At 37.8% G+C, this 22,016-nt stretch carries 18 protein-coding genes; 11 read left to right on the top strand and 7 right to left on the bottom strand.

Annotated elements, in window-relative coordinates; all coding sequences use genetic code 11:
- The first annotated feature begins 86 nt into the window (after positions 1-86).
- Positions 87-1,358 (top strand): M14 family metallopeptidase, encoded by a 1,272-nt coding sequence (locus N3I35_10180; protein MCX8130454.1) that lies wholly within the window; start codon positions 87-89, stop codon positions 1,356-1,358.
- Between the two features lie 41 nt (positions 1,359-1,399).
- Here the strand turns inward: N3I35_10180 and N3I35_10175 are convergent, their stop codons facing one another.
- From N3I35_10175 to N3I35_10165, 3 genes are all read right to left on the bottom strand, one after another.
- A complete protein-coding gene (locus N3I35_10175) occupies positions 1,400-1,849 on the bottom strand; it encodes a hypothetical protein (GenBank protein ID MCX8130453.1) in 450 nt (149 codons plus the stop codon).
- Positions 1,850-1,942: 93 nt separating this feature from the next.
- Positions 1,943-4,003: a hypothetical protein gene (locus N3I35_10170; GenBank protein MCX8130452.1), complete on the bottom strand. Its 2,061-nt coding sequence runs from the start codon at positions 4,001-4,003 to the stop codon at positions 1,943-1,945.
- A gap of 124 nt (positions 4,004-4,127) precedes the next feature.
- Positions 4,128-5,261 (bottom strand): glycerate kinase, encoded by a 1,134-nt coding sequence (locus tag N3I35_10165; protein ID MCX8130451.1) that lies wholly within the window; start codon positions 5,259-5,261, stop codon positions 4,128-4,130.
- 131 nt (positions 5,262-5,392) lie between these two features.
- Here N3I35_10165 and N3I35_10160 point away from each other — a divergent pair, with 131 nt between their 5' ends.
- A complete protein-coding gene (locus N3I35_10160) occupies positions 5,393-6,793 on the top strand; it encodes an MATE family efflux transporter (protein MCX8130450.1) in 1,401 nt (466 codons plus the stop codon).
- 33 nt (positions 6,794-6,826) lie between these two features.
- On the opposite strand, the gene N3I35_10155 is transcribed toward N3I35_10160, so the two are convergent.
- Positions 6,827-7,345 (bottom strand): DUF3189 family protein, encoded by a 519-nt coding sequence (locus tag N3I35_10155; GenBank protein MCX8130449.1) that lies wholly within the window; start codon positions 7,343-7,345, stop codon positions 6,827-6,829.
- Between the two features lie 232 nt (positions 7,346-7,577).
- On the opposite strand from N3I35_10155, the gene N3I35_10150 reads away from it, so the two are divergent.
- Positions 7,578-8,018 (top strand): YaiI/YqxD family protein, encoded by a 441-nt coding sequence (locus N3I35_10150; GenBank protein ID MCX8130448.1) that lies wholly within the window; start codon positions 7,578-7,580, stop codon positions 8,016-8,018.
- Here N3I35_10150 and N3I35_10145 read toward each other — a convergent pair.
- A complete protein-coding gene (locus tag N3I35_10145) occupies positions 7,987-8,841 on the bottom strand; it encodes an ion transporter (GenBank protein ID MCX8130447.1) in 855 nt (284 codons plus the stop codon). The two genes, N3I35_10150 and N3I35_10145, sit on opposite strands and share 32 nt — an antisense overlap.
- A 225-nt stretch (positions 8,842-9,066) precedes the next feature.
- Here N3I35_10145 and N3I35_10140 point away from each other — a divergent pair, with 225 nt between their 5' ends.
- The gene (locus N3I35_10140) at positions 9,067-9,633 is read left to right on the top strand and encodes a putative ABC transporter permease (GenBank protein ID MCX8130446.1); all 567 of its coding nucleotides are present in this window, start codon (positions 9,067-9,069) and stop codon (positions 9,631-9,633) included.
- 286 nt (positions 9,634-9,919) lie between these two features.
- On the opposite strand, the gene N3I35_10135 is transcribed toward N3I35_10140, so the two are convergent.
- Together N3I35_10135 and N3I35_10130 are read right to left on the bottom strand one after the other, a co-directional pair.
- A complete protein-coding gene (locus N3I35_10135; protein MCX8130445.1) occupies positions 9,920-11,275 on the bottom strand; it encodes a LysM peptidoglycan-binding domain-containing protein in 1,356 nt (451 codons plus the stop codon).
- Between the two features lie 263 nt (positions 11,276-11,538).
- Complete coding sequence (locus N3I35_10130) at positions 11,539-13,881, bottom strand: S-layer homology domain-containing protein (protein ID MCX8130444.1); 2,343 nt, start codon at positions 13,879-13,881, stop codon at positions 11,539-11,541.
- A 315-nt stretch (positions 13,882-14,196) separates the two neighbouring features.
- On the opposite strand from N3I35_10130, the gene N3I35_10125 reads away from it, so the two are divergent.
- The 7 genes from N3I35_10125 to N3I35_10095 all read left to right on the top strand — a co-directional run bounded on the left by N3I35_10125 (position 14,197) and on the right by N3I35_10095 (position 22,010).
- Complete coding sequence (locus N3I35_10125; protein ID MCX8130443.1) at positions 14,197-15,639, top strand: hypothetical protein; 1,443 nt, start codon at positions 14,197-14,199, stop codon at positions 15,637-15,639.
- A 251-nt stretch (positions 15,640-15,890) separates the two neighbouring features.
- Entirely contained in the window at positions 15,891-16,136 is a 246-nt protein-coding gene (locus N3I35_10120; protein ID MCX8130442.1) for a transcription initiation factor IIE, read from the top strand.
- A gap of 163 nt (positions 16,137-16,299) precedes the next feature.
- A complete protein-coding gene (locus tag N3I35_10115; protein MCX8130441.1) occupies positions 16,300-17,331 on the top strand; it encodes a CotS family spore coat protein in 1,032 nt (343 codons plus the stop codon).
- A 95-nt stretch (positions 17,332-17,426) separates the two neighbouring features.
- Positions 17,427-18,497, top strand: a complete 1,071-nt coding sequence (locus N3I35_10110; protein ID MCX8130440.1) for a CotS family spore coat protein — start codon at positions 17,427-17,429, stop codon at positions 18,495-18,497.
- Positions 18,494-19,684: a glycosyltransferase family 4 protein gene (locus N3I35_10105; protein ID MCX8130439.1), complete on the top strand. Its 1,191-nt coding sequence runs from the start codon at positions 18,494-18,496 to the stop codon at positions 19,682-19,684. The genes N3I35_10110 and N3I35_10105 overlap by 4 nt, the downstream gene beginning before the upstream one ends.
- Positions 19,685-19,725: 41 nt before the next feature.
- A complete protein-coding gene (locus N3I35_10100; protein ID MCX8130438.1) occupies positions 19,726-21,039 on the top strand; it encodes a UDP-glucose/GDP-mannose dehydrogenase family protein in 1,314 nt (437 codons plus the stop codon).
- Positions 21,036-22,010, top strand: coding sequence for an SDR family NAD(P)-dependent oxidoreductase (locus N3I35_10095; GenBank protein MCX8130437.1), 975 nt, complete (start codon positions 21,036-21,038; stop codon positions 22,008-22,010). The genes N3I35_10100 and N3I35_10095 overlap by 4 nt, the downstream gene beginning before the upstream one ends.
- The last annotated feature ends 6 nt before the right edge of the window (positions 22,011-22,016 follow it).

Here is a 22,016-nt window from a genome sequence, read left to right as displayed (position 1 = left end):
AAAACTCGGATGTGATGTTTTATCTGGCACATAAATATAAACTGATTAATAAAATAAAACAGAGAACTTATTAGAGTGATATAAAAATGGAAACTTTGCAGCTAGGATCTGTCGGACCTTATGTCAAACTAATCCAGAGCCTGCTCCGGAGAGTCGGTTATTATGCAGGTCCTGTAGATGGAGTATTTGGAGCTCAAACAAGACAGGCAGTCATTACTTTTCAAAGAAATAACGGTCTCACACCTGATGGAATAGTTGGTCCTGCCACCTGGAATATATTCATGCGGTTTTTAAGAGGATATGATACATATACTATCCGTCAAGGAGATACAATCTATAACCTTGCCAGAAGATACTATACAACCGTAAATTCTATTCTTACAGCCAATCCTGGTATAAACCCGGATTCCCTTGTAGTAGGTAGCACTATTACAGTACCTTATGGAATTGATGTGGTATTTACAGATATAGATTACACCTACAGGATAATGGAAACGGATATCCAGGGTCTGAAAGCAAGATATCCGTTTCTGGAAACAGGTATTGCCGGAAAAAGTGTCCAGGGAAAAAATCTGTACTATATCAGGCTTGGAACAGGGCCGAAACAGTTGTTTTATAATGGCGCACATCATGCAATAGAGTGGATTACTACACCATTGTTAATGAAGTTCACCGAAAATTTTTTAAGGGCATATTCCTCAAATTTCGTACTCAGAGGTTACAATCCACGTGATATATGGAACCGGGCAAGTATTTACATTATTCCTATGGTGAATCCCGATGGAGTAGACCTTGTATTAGAGGGAATAAGCCGTCAAAACCCTTATTATGAGTTCGTAAACAGAATAAACAACACCGGGCTACCTATATCACGGGTATGGAAAGCAAACATCAGAGGCGTGGATATAAACCTGAATTATCCTGCCAGTTGGGAAGAAGAAAAACAGGATGAAATAGAAATGGGGATCATAAGTCCTGCGCCTCAGGGCTATGGTGGAACTGCCCCTTTAACTGAACCCGAGAGCATAGCTCTGGTCAACTTTACACGACAACACAACTTCAGAATGGTGCTAGCATACCACACCCAGGGAAGAGTTATATATTGGTCTTATCTGAACCTCGCTCCGCCGGAAGGTTTAAGAATCGCGCAAGTGTTTGGACGTTTAAGCGGCTATGCTGTTTCTGAGAATCCAGCCGAAGCATCTTATGCAGGTTATAAGGATTGGTTTATCCAGGAATACAGAAGACCAGGATATACTGTGGAAGTAGGACTTGGCGTAAATCCTATATCCATAACGCAGTTCAATACCATATATAACGAAAACGAAGGTATTCTTCTTCAGGCGCCATACGAATAATAAAATAAAAAGATGCTCTAAGAGCATCTTTTTTATTTTGCCTAATAGCATACAAATGAATCAATATTTCTCAAATCCGTTCCAAAATATCTCCAGTTATATCCGGTCCATCTCCAGCCCGAAACCGAATTCTGGCCTACAAATGTCAGCCATGCCCAGAATTGTCGTCCGTTAGTAAGCCACAGGTATGAGTATTTATATAAGCAAAACCTGATAGCCCCGGGGTCTACTGCATAAACACCTGGTCCTCCTACACCCATACTCTGAGCTGTAGCCTGTGAAGGCGTGAAAGAAGGTGGTGGCCCTGACGGCGGTCCGCCAGCCGCACCTGCTCCCGGTGGTGGACCAAAAGGTGGTCTTCCTCCCGGAAGAAACTGACTTCCAGGTATCACCTGACCGAATATCGGTCCAAACTGACCAAATGGAGGTTCTGGCTGACGCTCAAAATCATCCTCATAATAGTCTTCATAATCATGTGGATACAAATTCATACACTCCTATCATATATTCTAATATATAGTATGCCGGAGCAAAAACAGAGTTACCGTAATTAATTACGGTAACTCTGTTTTTTTTAATATTCTTTATGTCAGCAGATCTTCAAAATAGTCAGCCAGTATACCATCATTTTCATAGCCGTTGGCAGAAAGCATTGATTCAAAAGTAATAAGCTTTTCTCCACAGCGTTTTAGCATTGATCTCATAAGTATAGCCAGATAATGTTTTTGCTTTGCCTCTTCAAGTTCTTCAGTATAAATATTCCCCTGTATCCAGGTTTTTGTCAGAACATGCGCATTAGTCATCTCTTTTATGCTTCTTGGTGTCCAATTGTTGCTGCTCAAGCTGGTCAAAATAATTGCCTTGTTGTTCAAAGTGCTTGCCAGATAAGCTATAGGCGTCGAAAGGATGACATGTTCTCCATGCAGGTTTTCCTCAAGCTCAAAAATACTCTCTGCCGCTTTTATTCCACCTCTTATCATATCCAGAAACCCCTTGTTTGCATTCATATTCTTAAACCTGGAAACGATATCTACAAAGGTCTGTGCACTATCAATCAGGTTTTTAGCCTGAAGAATATCATTTTCAGAGATATTTTCGGATATAAGTACTTCCAGGAATACCTTCTGAAGAAATTCATTTATCTCCAGCGGAGCTTCTCTGTTTTTATAATCGCTTATCCATTTTCTGATGTATTCATACTTTTCTACATTGTGATATCCTATACGTTCAACCAGTCCCGGAAATTCAACATCCGGAAACTCTGCAAAAGGCCTCTGGCTGCATATTTCATTAGCCAATATTGAACTCCTTACAGGGTCTATCTTTAAGAGCATTCTGATAAGAGCTTTTACATCATCAATATTCGGCATAACTCCGTATGCCGGATGACAAAGCTGTGCAAGAGTTATAAGGGCTTGAGAAAAAGGATTTTCTATAACTTTGCTCTTTCTTGCAAGATTCTTCATTACCAAACCGTTTTTTTCCAGAACCCTTCCAATGACGAATTCCGTAACCGGATCTGCATATGTAGATATAACCGCAATATCCGAGGGTTTATACCCTTCTTCAAATATAAGGCGGCATATTCTTTCCCCGGTCTTTTCAAGCATCTCACTTCTTAGCTCAAACGCCGGATTTCTTTCTATTTCAGGCCTTTTTTCATACCGGGTCTTTACCGAATTTTCTATATTTTCATACAGCATTTCCGAAAACTCATATAGATAATCCTTACATGTATATGAGTTTTCCATACTGATAATCTTAAAACCCTTACCGAGTCTCTGACTCATATATTCATGATTTCCACCGAATATTTCACCGTACCCGCCTTCATAGTTGTATCCCAGCAAACATGTCTTCAAATTAGGTGATATGAATTCTATAAAATCTACTTCTGTGGGCACGCATTCCTCAACATTATCCACTATCAAATGCTGCACTCTTTTAAACAACTGTTCCTTATATATATCATCCTTCAAAAGGCAGTTATTATAGAGATCTACAGCCATACCAAAGTCGAAAATACCTAGCTCCAGGCATCTTTTTCTATAAGCAGCCAGCACGTCATCAGCTTCCTTAAAAACCTGCCTCTTGCTTTCATCTTTTAGCTCAAGAGCATCATAAAGCCTTTGTCCTATCTCGTAGTACGGTATGTCTGAAGTAGCCGCTTTTACAAGGTTGGCAGTAAGATCTATTGCTATTCTGTCTGTATAGGAAGCAACAGTTGAAAAGATTCCCTTTTCCTCCCTCCTGTGCTCAATCGCTTTTGAAACCAGAAACTGAGCTGACTCAAAGGTAAGAAATATGGGCTTTATACGTTTGTTAACGATTTCATTGCAATTTTTTACTATCAACGGATAATATGTTTTAATTTCACCTTGAATAAATCCGTAGTATGATGTGCGCCATATAGTGCCAGACTTCTCCAGTATGGTTTTCGACCTCCACTCCAGGGATTGAGTTCTGTTTAAAAGCAAAATGAGTATCTTTTCACTGGGAATATGGAGTTTTTCGACCATGTACCTGTATCTTTCCAGCAACAACATTGATTTCCCGCTGCCCGTCGGTCCTTTGAGCAGTATTTTCGAGCCCTCTTGCGGTGCTTCTATTACCTGTTCAGCTTTTGTATCAAAGTTAATATCCATCACCCCTGAAAATCATTAGAGATATGAATATTATACCACCTGAGGAAATTTAAATATATATATAACTGAACCTTGATTAATTTATTAATATTTCGTTAAGTCCATTAAAACGCCTTCCATATATCTACACTCTTAAAGTATATACTATTCGGAAAAGCCTTTCACTGGCATCAGCAATCAGCCTTTTAGAATTTTGCATTGATTGCTCCAATGACATAGGTCCTGTCATAGAACTGAGTATAGAGTCTATACCGGATTCATAAACAAGTTCAGCACCTTCTCCAATAAATCCGGCAATAGCAAAAACAGGCTTATTGTATTTTTTTGCAACTTTTGCTATTCCTACAGGCAATTTGCCATAAGCAGTCTGGCTGTCTATCCTTCCCTCACCGGTAATAACTATATCCGCCATTTTAATCTTTTCATCAATTTTCAACAAATCAAGCACTAAATCTATACCTTTAACAAGCTTCGCTTTGCAAAAAACCATAAGCCCTGCTCCCAACCCACCTGCCGCACCTGCCCCCGGAACTTCCTCCAGGTCTATCCCCAAACAGTTTTTAACGATTGAAGCATAATGACAAAGATTCCTGTCCAATATTTCTACCATTTCGTCAGTAGCACCCTTTTGAGGAGCAAATATCTTTGACGCGCCCGTGTTCCCATATAAAGGGTTATTTACATCACATGCCGCCAGGAACTCTGCTTTTCCAACTTCTGTATTCATGCCCGAAACATCAATTCTAACCAACCGTCCAAGTGCACCACCACCATGTCCTACGTCATTTCCATCGGCATCATAAAATTTTACACCCAGTGCCTTTGCCATACCCATTCCGCCATCATTTGTTGCACTTCCGCCAATGCCCATTATCACTTTCGTGCAACCCCTTTTAAGAGCATCAGCAATCAGTTCTCCTGTGCCAAAGGTAGACGTAATCAGAGGATTTCTTTTGCTTTCCGGAATAAGGCATAATCCTGATGCCTCTGCCATTTCTATCACTGCCGTGTCACCATTAACAATTCCATACCTGGCTTGTACCTTATTCCCTAATGGATCTGAAACTTCGATACTTACAAATTCCCCATCAAGAGATTGTACGAGAGCATCTACGGTGCCTTCACCACCATCGGCAACGGCAACCTTTTCTACTGAAGCATTTTTGAATACCCTTTTCAAACCTTTTTCTACAGCATCTGCTGCTTCGAAAGAAGTCAGACTTCCTTTAAATGAATCCATAGCTATCAATACTCTCATTCCTGCCTCCAGATTGATCTAACGTATTCTTCTTTGATTATAACAGATAAAAAATAGACAAAATATATTTTATGTGCTATTATCATAAAATTAACTCATTTTGCTCGGTATTTTTTTCAAAGGAGATATGTATGAGTAGTAAGTTCGGTAAAGATTTGACTGTAGGGAGTATCCCAAGACACTTGTTGACATTTTCACTCCCTATGCTGATTGGTAATCTGCTTCAAACAGGGTATAGTCTAGTAAATGCAATATGGATCGGAAGAAAGGTCAGTGAAGACGCTTTAGGAGCTGCTTCCATAAGCTTTCCCATAGTTTTTATATTGATAGCATTATCTTCAGGTGCTACTATGGCTACTACAATACTTGTATCACAGTATTATGGCGCCAAAGATTATAAAACAGTTGAAAAAGTAGTAAATAACTCCTTTTCTATTGCACTGATTCTTGGTACTGTACTGACAATAGCAGGTATTTTTTCTAGTGACGTTTTGCTAAAACTAATGAAAACACCCGAGCAACAATTTGCTATGGCATCAAGCTATTTGAAAATAACAATTGCAGGATTCTTATTAATGTATATCGGATTTCTTATCACATCTATACTACGCGGTATAGGAGATACCGTTACACCCTTGATTTTTACTGGTATAGGAGTAGGAATCAACGCTGTGCTGGATCCGTTATTCATAATGGGGGTCGGCCCCCTGCCCGAGCTTGGCCTGAACGGAGCTGCTTATGCTTCACTGGTTGCACAAGCCCTGGCAACAATAGGTGGTATTATTTATCTTAATACGAGAAATCATCTAGTTGCCTTCAATCCCAAGAATCTGCGTATGGACAAGCATACCACATCACTGATATTCAAGATCGGCTTTCCGTCAATTATCCAGCAATCACTTATTTCTATAGGCTCAGCTGCTATTACTACCTGTGTCAATACATTCGGTCCGCATGCCAATAATGCATTCGGTGTAGGAACAAGAGTTGACCAGATAGCATTCATGCCGGCGTTGTCAATGAGTATGGCTACGGCTGCACTTACAGGCCAGAATATAGGTGCAAAGAAGCCTGAAAGAGTCAAGGATATTTTTAAATGGGGTATAATAATGACCTCTGTAGTAACAATAATAGTGTCCATAATTGTTGTATCCTTCCCTGAGTTCATACTTTCCATCTTCGGTTTGGGAAAGTCGAGGGAAAGCATCGATATTGGTGTTGAATACTTGAGAATAAACGGCTCAGCCTATATTCTTTTTGCGATTATGTTTGTCTCAAACGGGATTATAAATGGGGCAGGCCATACTATTACTACAATGATATTTTCATTACTATCCCTTTGGGTGGTAAGGGTTCCATTTGCATGGTTACTTTCAGGTACTGCTCTTGGTACAAGAGGAATATGGATTTCAATGATTACAAGCTTTGGAGTCACAATGGTCATAAGTCTCTGGTATTACTTCTCCGGGAGATGGAAGAAGGAAGTTGTCAGGATGAGAGGCCCTGTTCCCGATTCGGAGCCACAGATTTAGCCAACTAAAATCAGGATACTGATATTTTGACAATCAGTACCCTGATTTTTGCCTTTTGGTATTCATAAGAACAATTACTTTTTCATTTGATTCTTTTGCTATATTTTTTGTATTTTGTACAAATTCAATTACCTTTGGGTATGCTTGCTTTGCTCCCAGAATCAAAAGTGGTACCCCTACAGAATCAATACCCAGCCCCCTCGAGAAAAACCCCCCCATAGTCATTGCGAAAGGTACTGCAGGAGACATATTTGAAAGAATGATTTTTTCGTTTAATCCACAGTCGCTTTGAAGAACATCAATCAAATTTTTCAAACACGGGACTAAAACTCTGGAAGTACCTCTCCCTACTGTAAAAATCTTGTTTCCCTCCTCATCATCCCCCCTATATATGATTCTCCCCATGTCCTTATACGTCAATTTATTAAAATACGGTGTGTTTAGTATTTCATCATCTGTAGGAATTCTGTCAGCGGGAAGCTTTTTCAAGTGTACTGCTGAAGCAAGCGAAGACGAATGTGTACCTCCATAACAGTTATAAATATATATCACTTTAACCTCCATGGGTTATTTTTTTTATTTCACCTGGCATCCGGCGAAGATGCATCCGCTTTCCAGGCTATAGCCATTCAAACTTTATCCACATATATTATTAGAGTTTTTATATCCATTTATTATAGTTTTATATATACGGTCAGCATTAATATTACTATCAGATTCGGATTTTTCTTTAGAGAATCTGTTATAATAGAACAATAAAAATTAATCAAACGGGAGTATATATATGAAGATACTTGTTGATGCAGATGCATGTCCTGTTAAGGAAATTATTGTGAAAATCGCAAAAGAGTACAGCATTAAGGTAATAATGCTTTGTGATACCAGCCATATACTCTATGACGGCTATTCAGAAATAATCACTGTTGATAAGTCGTGTGATTCAGTAGATTTTGCCCTTGTCAACAAGGCGGAAAAATCAGATATTGTAGTAACACAAGATTACGGAGTAGCCACTATGTGTCTCTCCAAAGGAGTGACAGTCCTTAATCAAAATGGCCTTATCTATAATGAAAGCAATATAGACAGGCTTTTATTCGAAAGGCATCTATCCCAAAAAATAAGACGTTCAGGAGGTAGGTGCGGAAGTATAAGGAAAAGAACAAAAGAAGATGATGTAAAATTCGAAAAAGCTTTCAGAGGCTGCTTGCGTCATCCTCAGTGTTAATTTTTATACCCGTTATTTCCTTCCCACAGTGTGGACATACATCACTTTTCCTCTTTCCCTTCTGAATTTCCTCGGCAAATGCTGAAGCAAGCATCCCTGCCGGCAGTGCAAACATACCAATACCAAGAAGTGCTATTACGCTTCCGAGGATCTTGCCGATCGCAGTTATTGGATAGATATCTCCATATCCTACAGTTGTCAAAGTAGCTATGCCCCACCACATAGCGGAAAAAATACTGGAAAACTTATCCGGTTGTGCATCATTTTCCACAAAATACATTATACTTGAGGAAACAAAAAGAGCGATGGATATTATAAATAATATTACTGTCAGCTCTTCTTTTTTAGATTTGAATACTCTGACAAAGGATTTAAGCGAATCAGAATACCGTCCCAGCTTAAGTAACCTGAAAAGCCTGAATAGTCTTACCGCTCTTATAAATCTCCAATCCGGAATAATCAGGACAAATGATAGAAGTATGGACAAATAAAACGGTACTATGGCAAGTAAATCTATAACCGACATCGGCGTAAGAATAAACTTTAATCTTCCTATTATTGGCCTTCTAAATCTTGCGTATTCTGTACATACCCAAACACGTGCAGCATATTCAAGAGTAAATACAGCAACTGAAAACATTTCAAATATGCGAAACACACTTTCATAATCTTCATACAATGCATTTTCGGTCTCCAAAGCTACGGCAACTACATTCAAAACAACCAGGGACATTATAAAGTATTCAAAAATCCTACCTGCATTCCTGCTCTCACAAGTCCCCTCGATAATATTAAACACTCTTATCTTAAATTTTTTATACATATAAAGCACCAGTCCGAAATATTAGTATTTATTAGTTTTTTTTATGCCTGTCAGATTATTCCCCTTCACCTGAATTATATAACAACACCTCCAAATAAACAACAAACCGATTGTATTTTAGGAATAATTTATTAAATTTAAGGCTGCACCATAAGACAAAATTTAGCATTATCCGTATATTAAGTTAGATAATTCAATGAGTTTTTTTCTTTTGGAGGGGTTAAAGTGAAAGTCGGGGAAGTATTAGATAGAAAACTATATCATCTGTTATACTATTTTATTATTTATTCCTTTGCTGGTTGGTGTATGGAAACTGTATATATGTCACTACGGGCCGGACACTTGGTAAACAGAGGCTTTTTATTCGGACCTTTCTGTCCCATTTATGGTTTCGGTGCCCTGATACTGATAACTCTACTGGGTAATGTGGGTAAAAGTGCTGTCAAATACTTCATTTATGCTATTATTCTGACAACCATACTTGAACTTTGTATAGGGATTATGCTCCGTTCCGTATTCAATAATAATTGGTGGGACTATAGCGAGGAGCCATTTAACATTGCAGGGCTGATTTGCCTTAAATCATCCATTACCTGGGGTATTATTTCATTATTTTTCATGGGCTTTGTACATCCTTATATACACTGGTTCATATCACATATTCCAGTTTATTTCAGAAAATCTCTATCATATTTTTTTGTGCTCTATTTCCTTATAGATTGTACAGCAACCATAACAGCAGTAACCGGCTTCAAACTTCAGCTGAATCAATTGTTATGGATAGCAAGGTAAGCCGTTTTATCAAATACGTACAAAACACTTTTGTTCATTATTTGTTAACAACTTTAATAGAATTTTAACATGAATTTTCCAGTTCTTATGATATAATACAAATGACACAGCAATAATTTTTCATTTTGTTTCTCCTTTGAAATATTGATTATTTATTTTTATAAGTTGTTAAAGCACATATTAATGCTATTATTTATATTATTATAACAGTGCTTTATTTTTTTTCTTAATTTTAAAACAGCAAAAAACAACCGGGTAATCTCAAATGATTATCCGGTTGTTTTTTTTACTCTTTCGGTATTATCAGAACCTGTCCTACTTTTAACTGATTAGGGTTGGTAATGTTATTCCTCTCCATAATCAATCTGTATTTCCCCATACTCCCGTAGTATTTTTTACTGATTTTCTCAAGTGTGTCTCCTGTCTCTACCTTATGCTGGGTTTCACCGGAATTCTCATCCGAACTTCCCTCTGTATTACCCTTGTCTTCATTTTCTTCCGTGTTTTTGCTGCCTGTTTCATTGTTATTCTCCACTTCGGCTGGAGCAGCAGTCTGTTCCTCTTGTAAGCCCCCATTAGCGGCAGACTCATTTCCGCTGTTATTATCAGGATTATCTGAAGTGGTAGTTGTAGCTGTAGTTGAATTGGAAATCAGTTGACTCTCCTGCTTGTTATCGGTCCATGCTTTATAAAATACGGTAATCAGGATACCTACAACTAAAATGCAAGCAATTACGGATGCAATTATAGTCCTGGTGTTTTCGCTTTTTTCATTAACCTGCAGCCTTGCTCTCCTTGTTAGACCAGATTTGACTTTCTTGCTCTGTAAAGTATCTTCAGCTCCATCACCCTCTACTCTTATCACTAAAGCAGTTATATTGTCTTTACTTCCTTTTTTCATAGCTTCTTTTATCAATATATTTGATATATAGCCGGTGTCCTTATTAGTTGACAATATTTCGTGTATATGCTCATCTTCAAGGATACTGCATATACCATCACTGCATATCAGAAACTTATCTCCCGTTCTGATGTCTATCAACTCTGATTTATTCAATTTGGTATGTCCATCTGCTCCACTTGTAACAGCATGTCCTGAAATGGTTTTTGCCTGTTCATTAGTGATAATTCCCATTTTCAGAAGTCTTTCAGCCTTTTTACTATCAGCAGCAATCAACTTCATATTATCATCTCTCAGATGATACACTCTGGATTTTCCACAACTGATAGCCACCGCTTTTCCGTCAAGGATGAATATACCTGCAAAAGAAGTTGCTTTTTCACTATTTGTGTATTTACCTATATTCATACTGTAGATCACATTATTTACTTCTTCTACGCTTTCTTTCATCTGAGCAATTTTGCTTACAAGGTCACCGCCAGTTCCTCTTATTTTCTCCTGGAACTTTTTAAGCTCCTTCATCATGGAAATAGACGTGCCCTTCTCATTACTTACCCGGTCCATTCCGCAGCTTACTGCAAAAATATATTCCTCGCTCCGGTTTTCGACAGATACCTGAATATTATCCCTCTCGTATTCATACATATGCCTTCCGTTCATATAGAAATTGTCTTCATTATCAGAATATCCCATCCCAGAATGAGATACTGCCGTAGCATTAATTCCAATTATTTTATCCATATCCAGCCACCTTACCAAAACACTTATATTAATTTAGAAAAAAAATAACAAACTCTCATCTATTGTCAGAGTAAGAAATCAGCATCACGCTGAAATAATCATCAAAATAAACCTGTATTCAAGAAATATTAGAAATACTAAAATATACTTTTCAGATAAACAAAAAGCTCTTATGAAATGCTGCAATTACAGCATATCATAAGAGCCCTACAGTTTCAATCAGAAATGACAAAAGCTGTCGTAAAATATTGATTAATGTTGAATTATTTTACAAGGCTTAAGGCTTTATACAATGAATCCGCAGCTTCACCGTAAGTCACTTCATCACTGCCGTTAAAAGTATTGCCTGCTTGCACGGGGAGAATATCCAGCACACTTGCTATGGCAACATATCCTGTCATATCGTAAGGTACATTTATCACATTATTTACTTTGAATATATCCTTGTGCTTTGCTATATCAGAATAGCCAATAAGGTTTACTAAAAGTTTTACAAATTCAGCCTTGGTCATCTTTTCGCTGCCCTTAAACTCATCAGCATCCTTGCTTATTAATTTCTGTTTTATAGCGCTTTCAATATACTGGAAATACTCATCATCCTTCGGTACATCCTTGAATGTCGGTTCAGGAGCAAGAGCATCAGATTTCTCATAATAGTAGAAATTTATCCCCTTTGAAAGCGTTATCATCTTAACTGCTTCAGCTTTAGTAACCTTAGAATTCAAATCAACGTTAGGATTTTTGAGTATGCCTTGTGCGACAAGAAGCTCTGCACTTCTCTTTGCCCAATGATCTGCTATATTCGCTTCTCCTACAGGAGTTTCATATTTTATCTCATTTCCCGAATAGTCAATTTCTTTTCCTGTGTTTGCATTAATCATAAGTGCCCCATACATATATCCTTTTGTATTAAAGGAATATACAAGCTGAGGAGTTTCACCAAACACAACGCCTTGGGGTGTATAGTCTGCCTTGAGGAAGTACATAAGCTTAGCCTCTGTACCTTCAAAATATTTCTTTGTTGCTTCCTCTTCGGAAATCAATGCTGTTTTAGCCGGAAATTCCATATCACTCCAGTTGAAGTAGAAGTTTCTTAATTTTCCGGTTTCACGGTCATAGCCCACGTTTATGCTATTATCCCTGAATCTTATGCCGTTTTCAATTCTGGTAAAGGAATAATAATGTTCTCTGAGGTACTTCCTGCTTTCTTCACTATATTCAGGTTCTTTGATGTTTTCATCCACATAAAATCCATACTGATCGGGAACCAGCTTCTTCACAAGTTCCAAAGCCTTCTCTTTTCCATTTGCCCACTTAAGTTTCTCTTTGACAGGCTCCGGTTTTTTGTTTTCACGCATTTTCATATCGTACATATTATCATAGCTGCCCAGGCTGATATTCAATAAGTGTCCTGTTTTTGCGCTTATCGCTATATTAAAATGTACATTGCCGGTTTCAGAATTCTTATACCAGTTAAAGTTCCATACTTCATCCTGCTGGCTGCCGTAATAATACGGTTTGGATTCATTTCCTTCCGGATTATCAAATGTAATACCTAAAAGCTTTTCTACTATTTTTTTATATTCTTCAGCCTTTGCTTTTGCATCTTTTTCAGAAATAGCCTTATTCGATATCTTTGCATCAGGCTTCATCGGTACAGGGTTATTTAGAAGCTGTTTTATTTCTTCAGATGAAAAATCTGTACTGCTTCCATCATAATTTAAAACTTTACCTGTACTGGCATCCATCATATTTACATATGTTACAGGGACATACGCAAGTGTTACCTTAGGCTTAGACATACCATAAGGTGAATGTGAGTATGTTGCAATATACTGAAGTTTGACCTTTACAAGCTCCTTATACTTTTCAAACACCTTTTCTGCGCTTAAAACATCTTTAGTAGAAGGAAATTTCTTTTCGTCAATCTTCACACGGTTGCTATAGTAGCTTCTTACCTTTCCGTTAACTCCATCAATACCTACATTTATTGTGTAATTTGAGAAAGGAACTCCATTTACTTTCTTCACATATGTAAAGTTATAGACAATAGGCTCTTTTACTCCGCCCATCCTGTATCCGTACATATAAGGATCTTCTTTTTGGAGTTCATAGCTATCAATGCTCTCTTTGAGCTGCTCTTTTATAAACTTCTCAGCGTTAACTTTCGCTTCTGTTCTGGTCATTTTTGCAACAAAATTTGTCTGATTGTCATAACCTTCCCAGATATTGAAATTCAGTATTTCGCCTGTTTCACTGTCTACAGCGACATTCGCGTTCCCACCGGGCGCTTTCTGACAGTAAAATTCTATATTCCATACCCTGTTAGCAGACGCTCCCCATGAAGGGTTAAGATTAACATATCCAATTTCATAATCATTATAACCTTCGATCATCTTTTTTGCGGTTGCTATTGCTTCATCCTTACTTATTTTGGTATCAGGTGATTCTTTTGTAGCTCCGTCTTTTGCCGGTACTTCTCCAGCAGCCTCCATAAGCATAATTTTAGTCTCAGCCACATTTTCTGCAGCTGCTACACTGGTAAACATAAAAGAACACGACAGTGTAGTTGCAATAATCAGTGATAGGGTCTTCTTCAGTTTCATCAATATACCTCCTCATATACTGGTCTAAATAATATAAAAGACCTTGTTGAATTTAATGGCACAACCATAGTTTGGGTGTGTTACTCACATTAACCATAGACGACAATCATTTGATAAAGTTCCCAAATAAAAGTTAAAATTCGGTTAATATTTCAAGGATAACCCGCCCCCAAAACCAATTATATCCAACAAAATGTTTTATATCACCTGTTTTGCATTAATGTAATATAAAATTAATAATTCCTTTTATCCAGTTTTTCAGAGTAACCATTTCAGTTATGTAAAAATATAATACTAAAGGAGTGTGATGCTTTAATGTATGATATTAACCACAAACAGTACATATTAAGACAAACCTCAGGAAGAACTTTGAATATGTCTTACAAGCCAAGCGCAGGATTGACTTTAAGCTATTTGAGCAAAAAAGGTGTTTGGAGTGACACTGTAACGGTTACAAAAGATATACTCCCCGGATACAGTGTTTGCATGGACAACTATGACAGGATTCATTTATTATGCCAGGACAGGCAGGGTAACATAAAGTATATGAGCCATGATAATGAAAAGTGGCATTCTAAAATCATTCTAAGGAGTAGAAATCTAACCCCCTACGATAAAAATCTTAATATGATCTGGGATGATAAAAAAATTTACTTTTTTTATACTTTGAAGCATTCGGAAAAAAACATATTGTCATATCAGATCCAAAACAGTATGGGAGAAGTCAGCGACCCAAAAGTAATAGACTATGTATCCGATTCACCTACACCATATATTATACTGAACGATCCGGATGGAAGTATTTATGTGTTTTATACATACCAGGACATCAAGTACAGCAGGGTCGGATATAAAAAATATATACAGTCTAAAAGAAGCTGGAGTGATTTTTCTCCCATAACCGATTTCAACGGGGAAAGCAGTGTTCTCTCCTGCTCCTGTGATTCGTCCGGTATATCATATGTGTGCTGGCAAAGGCAGCTTTCTCAAAATTTTGAGCTTTTGCTATCACTTAAACACGCTGAATCCGGAAAATGGAATGACAGTATACTGGTGAGTTCGTCTCACAAGCCTTTTATCAATGCATCATTAATTATCCGAGATAACAATATCACAATATACTGGATAGAAGAAAGTGATATCCTTTATAGTACCTCAAACAATAAAGGACATACCTGGAATTCTCCTGAGACATATGCATTTCAGGAAAACGAACAGGTACAATGCATTTCATACATATCAAATACCCCTGATAAAACTGCTAAACAATTCAGATATACGACTCCCGGAACTATTACCAATGGATATAATTTGGCCTTCCTTAACGATTCTGCCCCACCGGAAAAATCTGTGGAAAATGTTAAAGTACACCCTGAAAGCTTTCAGTCAGAGGTGCTAAACACTCTCAAGATGCTCTCCTCCGATGTGAGCGAGATAAAAAGATTTATGACAGAACTGGATGCAAAACTTGTGCTGCTTGAAAACAGTCAAAAACAGTTTGAACTCGAACTTGGAAGATATAGCAGCAAGCTGGCAATAACAGACTCTGACCTGTTAAAGATAATATCTACACTTAATGAGACGAAACAGCTGCATGAAGTAAATAATCAAACAAACGGGAAGCCTGCTCCTCTTACAGTTGAAGCTCCTGTAGAAGTGGTTAATACCCAGGTACTCAGCAGCAATACACCTATTATGCCCGGTGCCGGCTTCGCTAGTATTACACCGGAATTTTTGAGAAATTTACAGAAGAAATAATCATAGAAACCCATTTGCTTTTTGTATTGTCCCTAATGGTTAATAATTCCAAAAAGGTTTCGGTTGTTTCATAAGCAGCCGTAGCCTTTTCTTTTATCCTCCCACACCGCTAGCTACACTCGTAGTAATGGTTTTTTTTATTTTTTAAAAATAAATATTTGATAACTAATTTATGTAACACATTTTTACTATTATTAATATTATGTAAATAGCTAAACAAATAGCTGAGAATAATTAAAGGAGTGTATATTATGAAGTACTCAGAAAGCAACACCTATACAAGATCTGACCTGGGAGGCAATGTTAAAAAGGTAATTTCCGATTTACTAGCTGGACGCCTTGTTGTAGAAGGCCAGAATGTAGATATTCCGGAAGACTTGGATATGGATGTTAAGGTTAAATATTCAGTAGATGAAACAGGCGGTAATGTTACATTAAAAATCACTTGGGATAATGTAGTAGAAGAAGAAGCTGCTCCTGAAGAAGAAGTATTCTAATAGCTTTTATTCGGAGGACGGTTTTACTGCATTATTTTTTACACATCACTATTATGTAAAGTCTATGTAGGAGTGGATTATACTGTCTACTCCTACATAAACCTCTATCTTTACACATATGTACAGTATGTGTATGACAATATCCAGCAAAGGAGTGTTAATATTGCCTTCAGCCAGCAACGAGCCTCTGCAGCAGATCTTAAGCAAATATAGCCTGGAAGTGCTAAATACCAGAAATGAGTCTTATAAGGACAAAAAAGGTGTATGGTGGGTAAAAACCCCAGAGGGATACAGAATCCTTAAGAAAATCTCCAACTCTGAGGATACTTTGAAGTATATACTTTCGGCCGTACGTCACCTTAATAAAAATGGCATTAATATTCCGGAAGTAATAGTTACAAAAGATAAGTCGGATTATGTAGTTTTAAACGGAACGTGTTATTTATTAACAAAAGCTGTTGAAGGAAAAAATCCCAGTTATGATATACCCCAGCAGCTTGAAGCTGTAGTAAAAGAGCTTGCGAATTTCCATAAAGCTTCCCGCGGATTCTCCCCGCTTCCTGATTCTAAGCCTAAAATCCATCTTGGAACATGGATTGAGGACTATGAGCAGCAATTGGAGGATATGAATAGCTTCTATAAAAAGGAGCTTGCATCAGAATCAAGGGATGAAATAGGCAAATTCATAACAGCTGAATTCCCAGCATTTTATTCTCGAGGCCACAAAGCAATTGAAGGTCTGAAAGGTACTGAATACAGGGACTGGGTAGAAAAAGTAAAAAAAACAGGAGGGTTATGCCACCAGGACTTTGCAGCAGGTAATCTGTTCATTACAGCGTCAGGTGATATGTATGTAATTGATACTGATTCCATAACACTTGACATACCGGCAAGGGATATACGTAAATTACTGAATAAAATAATGAAAAAAAGGGGCAAATGGGATATTGAGCTTACAAGAAAAATTCTTGCATACTATCAGTCTGGCAATCCGCTTACATCGTCAGAATGGCAGGTAGTAAAGCTGGATATCATGTTTCCCCATCTGTTCATCGGTGCAATGAATAAATATTATTACAAACGGGAAAAGGAGTGGACAAACGCAAATTATTTCAAGCGTTTAAAGGAAGTAACGGTTATAGAAAAGACCATTAGCCCTGTCTTGGATAAATTTGAATCAATAATTCCCAAATAAAGTCATTTGGTCGTGTCTTGACTAAAACATATAAAATTTAATGCATATCAGGAAAGAAGTACTCCCTACGACTTCTTCCAAAGGGGTTGAACATATTGGATAATAAAGAAAACTTAATTAAGTTGGCAGATGAGGTACTTAAAAATTACACTATTTCTCCCGAAAACATTTCAGTCATACAAAGCGGTACTATAAAAACTGTATGGAAAGTAAAAGCCAAAGAGGGCATGCTTTGCTTGAAGCGGCTTAAACATACTTATGATAAGGCGCTCTTTTCAGTCAATGCTCAAAATTATATAAAAGAGTCGGGAGGAAATGTTCCTTCTGTAATTAAAGATAAAAGAGGCCAGTTGATAGTACAGCATAAAGACCAGTTATTTGTACTATATGAGTGGCTGCATGGTAAAAACCTGAATTTTTCAAACAGTTCCGACCTGCAGGCAGCGCTTAGAGGGTTGGCTAAGTTTCATATATGTTCCAAGGGCTATAGAGCACCTGAAAATTCCAGGATATCCTCAAAGCTCAATAAATGGCCCGAACAATATGACTCAATGAAAACCAGGCTGACAGACTGGAAAGAAATTTCAAAAAACATATCCCTTCCCTATCATAATGCTTATCTGAAACATATTGATTCAGTTATTGAGATATGCAACCTGGCATCAGACCATCTATCAACCTCTGATTATGTCAGACTTGTATCACCTGAATCAAAATCACCTGTATTATGCCATCAGGACTTCGGAAATGGAAATGCTATTCTTACCGAGATGGGTGTATACGTAATTGATCTTGATGGGATCACCTATGATTTGCCGGCGCGGGATTTAAGAAAGATCATAGGAAAACAGGCTGAAAACAGAAATCAATGGAGCATTGAAAATATAAATAACGTAATCGAATGCTATTCCGGCGTCAATCATATGAGTGATGCCGATACCGATCTGCTTTATATAGACCTCTTATATCCGCACTGGTTTTTTGGCCTTGTTAAGAATCTGTTTCAGAATAACAAACCCCTGAAACCTTCCGAAATTGAGCGGATAGCAAAGCTTGAACAGTCAAAAGTCGATTTACTTGTGTCACTACTGAAAAAAACTAAAGTAACCAGCAAGCAGAAAAAAGGATTTACAAGTATTCCTGCTAAAAAGGAGGGGTCCCGATGAAAATAGCAATGGTTTGCACGGAAAAACTTCCTGTTCCTCCGGTATCAGGCGGAGCTGTGCAGCTATATATTGAAGGCATACTACCATATCTGTCACAACACCATGAAATAACAGTCTACAGCATCGAGCATCCCTCCCTAGCCCCGGATGAGACAGTAGGCGGTGTGCATTATGTAAGAGTTTCTGCCAAATCAACCCAGGAATATGTTAATAACTTAAGAACTGTCATAGGAAAAGACTTCGACCTTGTCCATGTTTTTAACAGACCCCTGTGGATTCTGGCGCTTGGCGAAAAGCTTCCCGATACCAGATTCAGCTTAAGTCTCCATAATGAAATGTTTCACCCCGAGAAAATCAGTGAAGCGGATGCGCTGAAATGTATTAACAGAGTTGAATTCATAAATGCCGTAAGCAGGTTTATAGCAGAAGGCGTAGTCAAGCGTCTTCCGGTGGCAAAAAGTAAGATGAATGTTGTGTACTCCGGCGCAGATATCTATAAGTATAAGCCAGTATGGACTGAAGAAGGTATGGCAAACAAGAAGACCCTAAAGCAAAAATATAGTCTGAATGGCTATAAAGTAGTGCTCTTTGTAGGAAGGTTAAGCAACAAAAAAGGAGTCCATATACTTTTAAAGGCTTTGAAAACTGTAATGAGCAAACACAAAAAAGTAGCACTGGTAATAGTCGGAAGCAAATGGTTTGGAGAAAACAAAACTGATGAGTATACAATACTTCTGAAAAACCTGGCAAAGGAATTGACAGGACCAATCGTATTTACAGGATTTCTTCCACCTTCAGAAATCCCTCCGTACTATAATCTCGCAGATGTATTTGTTTGTCCTTCACAGTGGAACGAGCCTCTGGCAAGGGTACATTATGAAGCTATGGCTGCAGGTATTCCAATCATAACTACGAATAGAGGAGGAAACTCAGAAGTAATACACGGATATGGAAACGGAAAAGTAATAAATGACTATAGTAATCCGGAGACTCTGGCCAGCTGCATCAATTATTTCCTTGAAAATCCAGCCAAGTGTCTTGAGCATGGTAAAAAAGGACGTAAACTGGCTGAAGAAAAGTTCAACTGGGAAAGGGTTGCAAAAGAAATCTTTAAGCCAGTATCCCCACGTAATAATGAGACAATAGCAAAGAGTGAGCGCAAAGATCCTTTTACTTTTTTTATCTGAGCAATAATTTTATCCGTTTCTTTCAGAGAGGGGCAATCGGTATGAATATTTCGATAATAGGCACCGGATACGTAGGTCTTGTAACAGGAGCAGGTTTTGCGGACCTTGGTATGAATGTCTTATGCATGGATACAGATGAGCATAAAATAAGCCAGCTTAAGCAATGCAGCATTCCCATCTACGAACCTCTCTTAGAAGAAATTGTAAAAAACAACTTCGGCAAAAACCTGAATTTTACTACCGATATTAAAGAAGCCGTAGAGTATTCCGAAATTATTTTCATTGCTGTAGGTACTCCCACAATGGATGATAATACGGCTGATCTTAAAAATCTGTATCAAGCAGTCAGAAGCATAGCGACACATATGGATTCCTACAAAATTATTGTGGACAAAAGTACAGTACCTGTGGGAACTGCTAAATGTGTAAAAAAAGAAATATCACAAATCCTGTATGAAAACAGAAAGAATATTAGCTTTGATGTAGTATCAAATCCAGAGTTTCTCCGTGAGGGAAATGCGGTTGAAGATTTCTTCAAGCCTGAAAGAATAGTCATCGGAAGTGACAACAACGCTCCACTTGATATTATGAAGAAACTATATGAATCATTTATTTCGAGAGGAATTCCTCTACTAACCACTAACCTTGAAACTGCTGAAATGATTAAGTACGCTTCCAATGCTTTTCTTGCTGCTAAAATCAGTTTTATCAATGAAATAGCAAATATGTGTGAATACTGCAATGCTGATGTAGGCATGATTTCCAAAGCTATAGGCCTGGACAGCAGGATAGGCAGCAAATTTTTAAACCCCGGGCCGGGTTTTGGCGGAAGTTGTTTCCCAAAAGATCTCAAAGCTTTGGTTGGTATAGGAAAGAAAATAGGTTATGCTCCTAAACTGATAAATAGCGTTATAGCAGTAAACGAAAACCAGAAAAAGCTTATGTTCAGAAAAATAAAGAAAGCATTAGGCAGCCTTGAGAATAAAAACATAACAGTTCTGGGTCTGGCTTTCAAAGCTGAAACAGATGATATACGTGAATCTCCCCCAATTACAATAATAGAAATGCTGATAAGAGAAAAAGCAAATGTAAAAGTCTATGATCCCAAAGCTATGCTGAACATGAAAAATCTATATCGTTCATTCAATATCGAGTACTTTGAAGATGCATACTCTGCGTGTGCAGGCACTGATTGCATCGTTATAGCAACTGAGTGGAAAGAGTTTTCCTGTCTGGAACTGCAAAGACTGCAGCAGCTTGTACGGACACCGTTATTCATAGACTTGAGAAATTTGTATGAGCCAGAAAGTGTAAAAAAATCCGGCTTTATATATCAAGGAGTTGGCAGGAAATGAAAACTGTATTGGTTACAGGAGGAGCAGGATTTATAGGCTCCCACCTTTGTGAGCGCTTATTGGCATCAGGACACAAAGTAATAAATATTGATAATTTCAATGATTTTTATGACCCGGCAGTGAAAAAGGCAAATATCATCAATGCTTTAAAAGATCCTCAATATGTACTGTTTCAGGGTGATATCAGGGATGAAAGGATATTGGAGCATGTTTTTGCCTGCTACGGTGTGGATATAGTAGTACACCTGGCTGCTCTTGCCGGTGTCAGGAGATCATTGTCAAATCCCTTGGAATATATTGATATAGATATAAAAGGAACAGTCAACCTGTTAGAATTCTGTAGAAATTATGGAGTAGAAAAGTTTGTGTTTGCATCCTCCTCTTCTGTCTACGGATCAAATCCTGTTCCATTTTCGGAAGATCAGAACACTTGCTCGCAAGTTTCCCCTTACGCCGCTTCCAAAGCTGCGGGGGAACTTTTCTGCAAGACCTACAACACTCTGTTCGGTATACCTGTTGTCTGTTTGAGATTCTTTACTGTATATGGACCAAGGCAAAGACCTGAAATGGCCATACACAATTTCACAAGACTTATACACGAAGGATTGGAGATACCTGTATATGATAATGGAACAAGTTACAGGGACTATACTTATATAGATGACATTTTAAATGGGATTCTGGCTGCGATGGAGCTGAAATGCAGTTTTGAGATATTTAACTTGGGAAATTCCAGTCCTGTCAAGCTGAATACCCTTATAGAATTGATTGAAGAGCAGCTGAGTAAACCCGCAAAGCGAAAAAATCTGCCTTTACAGAAGGGTGATGTTGAATATACTTGTGCTGATATTTCGAAAGCATACAGATTATTGGGCTATAAACCTGAAGTGCCTATCGAAGAAGGCATTTTTAGATTCGTTCAATGGTATAGCAAAAATAAATACAAAACCGAAGCACTTAATGTTAACTAAAACATA

This window comes from Clostridia bacterium, assembly GCA_026414765.1.
Lineage (GTDB): Bacteria > Bacillota > Clostridia > Acetivibrionales > DSM-27016 > SKW86.
Note: the sequence above shows the minus strand (reverse complement) of the source record. Positions and strands in the feature narration are given on the sequence as shown.